This window comes from Streptomyces sp. NPDC054961 (assembly GCF_053609145.1).
In genome coordinates this window covers 68,471-73,847 of record NZ_JBSGWY010000003.1, presented here as the reverse complement: position 1 = coordinate 73,847, position 5,377 = coordinate 68,471, and the positions used below count along the sequence as shown (strand labels likewise).

The 5,377-nt window shown below is 69.1% G+C and carries 4 protein-coding genes and 1 pseudogene; 2 read left to right on the top strand and 3 right to left on the bottom strand.

Annotated features, from left to right (window positions below; genetic code table 11):
• Positions 1-113: 113 nt before the first annotated feature.
• Entirely contained in the window at positions 114-695 is a 582-nt protein-coding gene (locus ACWF9Z_RS04450) for a Uma2 family endonuclease (protein WP_453597349.1), read from the bottom strand.
• 82 nt (positions 696-777) lie between these two features.
• Here ACWF9Z_RS04450 and ACWF9Z_RS04445 point away from each other — a divergent pair, with 82 nt between their 5' ends.
• Positions 778-1,530 carry a hypothetical protein gene (locus ACWF9Z_RS04445; protein WP_453597347.1) on the top strand — a complete coding sequence of 251 codons (753 nt, stop codon included), beginning with the start codon at positions 778-780 and terminating at the stop codon, positions 1,528-1,530.
• 199 nt (positions 1,531-1,729) lie between these two features.
• Here the strand turns inward: ACWF9Z_RS04445 and ACWF9Z_RS04440 are convergent, their stop codons facing one another.
• Positions 1,730-1,921, bottom strand: a complete 192-nt coding sequence (locus ACWF9Z_RS04440) for a hypothetical protein (RefSeq protein WP_453597345.1) — start codon at positions 1,919-1,921, stop codon at positions 1,730-1,732.
• 28 nt (positions 1,922-1,949) lie between these two features.
• Here ACWF9Z_RS04440 and ACWF9Z_RS04435 point away from each other — a divergent pair.
• Positions 1,950-2,117 (top strand): annotated as a pseudogene (locus tag ACWF9Z_RS04435) (hypothetical protein); the annotation flags it as partial.
• 127 nt (positions 2,118-2,244) lie between these two features.
• Here ACWF9Z_RS04435 and ACWF9Z_RS04430 read toward each other — a convergent pair.
• A complete protein-coding gene (locus ACWF9Z_RS04430) occupies positions 2,245-5,232 on the bottom strand; it encodes an NB-ARC domain-containing protein (RefSeq protein ID WP_453597827.1) in 2,988 nt (995 codons plus the stop codon).
• Positions 5,233-5,377 lie beyond the last annotated feature (145 nt).

Here is a 5,377-nt window from a genome sequence, read left to right as displayed (position 1 = left end):
CGGGGCTGGGTGTCCCGGTGTGTTTGTTCACGCGCGCCCCCCCTCTCCCCCGCCCCCCCCCCCCCCCCTACTGCGTTCCCCTGCTGACTCGGTGCTGACTTGGAAGCGTCCCGTCAGCCCGGCTGGCCGGGCGCCAGCTTGTCGAGTTCGAGACTGATCTCGAACGGAACGGACCGCTGGAGCGTGTGGCGGAAGATTCCCGCCGGCGCGTACGAGCCGGTCGGCTCGTCGAGCTCGTAGACGTGCACGGCGGGGACGGTGCCCTCGTCCTCGGTGCACCAGCAGTGCCGGATGCCGGCCTCGGCGTACTTGCGAAGCTTGACTGTCCGGTCACGGTGGGCGGATTCCGGTGAGACGACCTCAATGACCAGTTGGACGTCTTCGGGAGCGAACCAGGTGCAATCCGGGTCGTACGGCGCGGTGGTCACGACGAGGTCCGGCTCCGGACGGTTGCGGGCATCGAGGCGGATGGTCATCTCCCGGCCGACCCTGAAACCGGCTGGGGCCTGCGCCCTGAGAGCCAACGTGAGGTCGGTGACGATCTCTCCGTGCCACCAGCGCCGGGGCGACATCATGAATACGAGGGCTCCGTCGATCAGCTCGGTGTGGCGCGGTGCTTCCGGGAGGCGGTCCAGGTCTTCTGCGAACCAGCCTTCCGCGCGCGGCGGGCGCATCCAGTCGGGCAGTGCGGTCATGGCTTCACGGTAGCGGCCCACCGGCCGGAGGATTTTCGGCAACTTGTACCCCCGCAACCAGCCACCCACCTAGCATCCGGCCGTGAGCGACTCATCGGTCCAGATCGCCACGGTGGTCATCTCCGTGGCGGCTCTTGTCTTCTCGACGACGGCCGCGTTTTGGGCACTCGTCTACAACCGACGTCAGGCGACAGCAGTTGCGCAAGCCAACGCCCTTACGGAGAAGGCGCAACGGGAGCAGGCGGAGCCGTACGTCATCGTCGACATCAGGCCCCGCATTCCTGGGTCATCGTTGCTCGTGCTGGTGATCGAGAACATCGGCCAGACCCTGGCGCGCAACGTACGCATCTCGGTGAGCCCTCCGTTGCAGACCACTCTCGGGGCCGAGCGGGCCGCGACGCTCAATCGCGCTGTTGGTCGCCCCATCGCCACCCTGCCTCCGAAGCGCCGCATTCCCTTCGTCATGGACATGGGTCATCAGCTGTTCTCCTCGGAGCTGCCCAAGATCTACGAGTTTCGGGTGGAAGCGGACGGACCGTTCGGCCGAGTGGACCCGCTCATCTACACCGTGGATCTTGAAGCCCTCCGGGGCAGTGCCCTAGAGACCGATTCGGTGGAGTGGAGTACCCATCAGATCGCGAAACATCTCAAGAGGAGCGCAGAGGCGCAGGAGGAGCAGTCCCGCTCCGTCGAAGCGCTGAGCAGTGAGGTTTGGAAGTGGCTTGGGCGGCGGAGCTCGGACCGGACCTCGGGTGTGGAGGACCCCGAATTGGCAGAACCCGCCCTCCGCGAGATCCCCATGCGACCGCTGAGCGATGACGGCGATCTCGAGTAGAGGGCAGCGGTGTGACCCCGTGCTGATTCTGTGCTGACTTGAGCCCTCGGTAGGAGCGTTTTCGCAGGTGAGAGCGTTGTCACGTACATTCCGCTTCAACGTCTGAGCGGATGCATAGAGGGGCCTGACCTGCGAGGATGCCGGTCAGGCCGGCCTGCTGTCCGCAGTAGTCCGCAGTAGTCCGCAGATTTTCCGGAGGTCAGACGGTGCGGATGACCGGAGCGGGCTTGACGTCCTGGGCGTCGATCAGGGCGCGGATGTCGTTCGGGTCGGAAGTCCAGATGATCGCCCCGAGTGTGGCAGCCACAACAACGACGGTGGCGTCGACGACGTCCGCGGTGCCGGCCTTGCCGCACAGAATGCCTGCGGCCTTGGCGGTTTCGAGGCCCACGGGTACAACGTGGCACCCGGCGAGGAACTTGGAAGAGAAGACCCGCCTGTTCGATGCCTACGCCCGCCGCAGCGCCGTGGCCGAAGCCACCCCGGACGCGGTCGACGTGTCGGACACCGAGCTGGCCCGCCGGATCGTAGAGGAGGAACAGGCGCGTCTGGGCATGACGGGCGGGAGCCCCACCGCACCCGAGTGAGTGACGGGGAAAGAGGCGGCTCGAGGACGCGGCCGTCGACGGACTTGCCCCGGTGCCCCGTATTTCCAGCCGCGGAGGGTCCTCCGATCCCCTCGAAACAGCGTTTCCACAGGTCATGGCTCTGCACCTATCGAGCGGTGCCGTCGGTGACGAGGGCCGCTGAGGAGGCGATCTGTTGGGCGAAGGCCGCGACCGCCGTCTTGTCCAGGTGTCTGAGGACCTCGATGAGCTGCTCCTCCCAGTCGAGGCGGAAGTCGTACACGAGCAGGTGACCTTCTCGGTGGGTGGTCGGCCTGAAGCCGAGCAGGGCGTTCATGTCAGGTGCCGGGAACACCGCGGGGGTCCGGAAGACCTCCCGCTCCTCGGCGGCCAGGGGGAACCGGCTCTGGCCGAGCAGCAGGGCCGGGTCCACCAGCCGGCCGGCCTCCTCGCACCAGAGGGTCACGTGGCCCTGGACCTCGCCCTTCCGCGTGACCGTCGGCGGAACCTGCCAGCCCGGCAGGTCCAGAGGTACGCCTTCGCGGGTCACCCGCAGCGTGGTGGGGATCATGCGGCACGTCAGGCCCATGGAGCGGAGTGCCGCGGTGACCGCCAGGGCGAGGAAGGCGGGTGAAGGCGCCTCCTGATCACTGAGGTGGTAGGCGGTGGCTCCGAGCAGGGCGTACAACGAGCGCGCGTCGGGCGACACCGCTCGTGCCCAGTGGAGGACGGTCTGCCAGGGAAACGCGGAGATCGGGTGTGTTCCCCCGCCGTCCGACGGCACCGACGGAGTGCGAGGAGGCCCGTCCTCGCCCGCCCGCTCGACGGAGTCGTCCTCGTCGTCCTGTGCGTCCGTCGTGAGGAAATCGCGAGCGGTGGCCGCGAGCGGAGCATGGGACTGTCCCGCCGCCTCGAACATCTCCAGGCTCTCGCGCATGAGGGCGCGGCACAGGTCGGGGCCCCCGCCCGGATGCCCCAGCTGATGCCGGGTCCAGGCCAGGACGGCGAGTCGCTGGCGAACGTGGGCCATGACGTCCGGTCCCGCTTCGGTGTGTGCTCTCAGCAGGGCCTCGGCCCGGTCGAGCAACGACTCCGCAGCGTTCAGGATCCAGACGTCGGTGGGCAGCCCCTTCTCATGCCGGTGGAGGCCGCCGACCATGAGGCCGTGGGCCGTGTCCACCATCTGATCCGCATGGTGGCGCATGATCGTCACGGGTGCCCGCACGGCAGGCTCCGGGATGCTCGCGGTGACGGCGAGCGCCTCCTCCACAAGGCCTGTGGACGCCTTCACGATGGCGTCCAGGAAGAGCAGCTCCGGGAGTGGCTCCTCCTCGGCACCGACGAGGCTCTTGGCCAGGTCGATCGCCATGGCCGCGTCGTCCCAGTTCTTGATCCATACGAGCGTCTGGATCTGCTGCAGCCGGATTCGCAGGGCGACCGGAGGAGACACGTCCTCACGCTGCAGTACCGCCTCGATCCTCATGATGGCGCGGGCGATGTCGGCGAAGCGGTCCGTCGCCACGGCCGCATTCATGTCGGTGACGTGCGCCAGCAGCAGATGCTCCACGCCCTCGGCGTCCAGTGGGCCCATGCCTTCCAGCAGGTTCCAGGCCGTCCGGGCCGCCTCCGCGGCCTCGTCGAACCTCAGCTGATTCTGCAGACAGTGGGCGAGCGTGGTCGTCGTCGCCGCCCGCCGGTACACGGCGTCGTCCATCGAATCCCCGTCGGCGTCCTCCGCGACCGCCAACGCCTCGCGCAGCAAGGCCTCGCTGCGTGCCAGGTCCCCGTGGATGTTCGAGATGGCTCCCGCGACATTGGCGAGCAGCGCGACGGTATTGCCGTCCGCGCGACCGCTTTCGCACACGTGGTGCGCCACGTGCACCGCGTGCTCGATCAGTGTCGTCGCCTCTGCCCACCGACTCTGCTTCTGGCAGTCGACCAGCAGCTTGACGAGCTCGTACTCGAAGAGCCCGTGCATCCTGTCGACGGCCTCGCTGTCCATCAGGGCCCGGACGACCTCCTGGACGATGCGGTGAATCGTCAGCATGCCGTCCTGCGGAGCGACCAGGGAGAACCTGCGCAGCTCCGCCACGGCGCCGTAGACGGCGGAGCCGGCCGGCATGTCCAGGGCGGCGAGATGGAGCGGGATGAAGTCGGGGGCGAGCAGAGCGCAGCGAGCGAGCAACTCGGCGGCGAGCTGCTGTTCCGAGGCCTCGGGTGAGTGCAGCGCCTGTTTGATCACCCGGCCCACGCTGAGGGCCACCGCCGCTGTCAGCGTGACGCCCTGCACGTAGTCGAGCGGCACGAAGCCCGGGTTGTCGAGCAGCCGGGCGCGGCAGTCGGCGAGTTCCGTCAGATAGACGTCGACCGGGCATTGGGTCGCCGCGATGTAGCCGGTGGCTTGGGCGATGCCGAGGGGGATCCGCTCGACCGCGTCGACCAGGGCGGACACCTCGGTTTCGGTGACGTGGGGCAGTCGCTCCACCGCCCAGGCGGTGGCCTCCTCCACCGTCATCCGGTCTACGACCAGTCCGCCGTCCGCCGCCGCCCAGGCCGAGTCGCGGGTGGTGACCAGCACGTGGGCGCCTTCACAGGCGGGGAGGAGGCCGTGCAGCTGCTCCCGATCCGCGACGTTGTCGTAGACGAGCAGGAGCCGGGTGCCCAGAGGTGCGAGTCGGCGGCCGACCTGGGCGATGATCTCCGCCTCGGTAGCCGGCTCGACCTCCTGACGTTCCTCGGCGACCATCCGCCGGTACGCGGCGATCACGTTCTCCCGCGTGTCGGACGGGATCCACCAGGTGAACTCGTACGCGTCCCGGTTCCGGTGGGCGTACAGCCGGGCGATGCTCGACTTGCCGATGCCGCCGAGTCCGGACACCACCACGCGGACCGTCCCCGAGTCGGGCTCCCCGTCGAACCGCTCCTGGAGTGCGTCCACTTCCTTCTCGCGGCCACGCAGGCCCGCGGCGGAGGGGACGTCGCGGAACAGGGCGCGCCTCGGCCCTCGCGGGTCGCTCGACCCGGTTCCGGGGGCGGCGCGACCGCCGCCCAGGCGCCCCAGAAGCCCCGGGAGCTCGTCCAGCCGGACCGTACGCCGATCCAGCCGCCGCTCGCCGGACCACTGGAACACCTTCACGAACAACGCGTCGATGGTGCCGTCGAGGTGGGCCCCCCCCCCGGGGGGGGGGGGGGGCCCCCCCCCCCCCCGCCCGCGCGGGGTCTTGATTTATCTCGCCCCCCCCCCCGCGGCGGGGGTGTCTGACAACACGCGGCAGACGCGC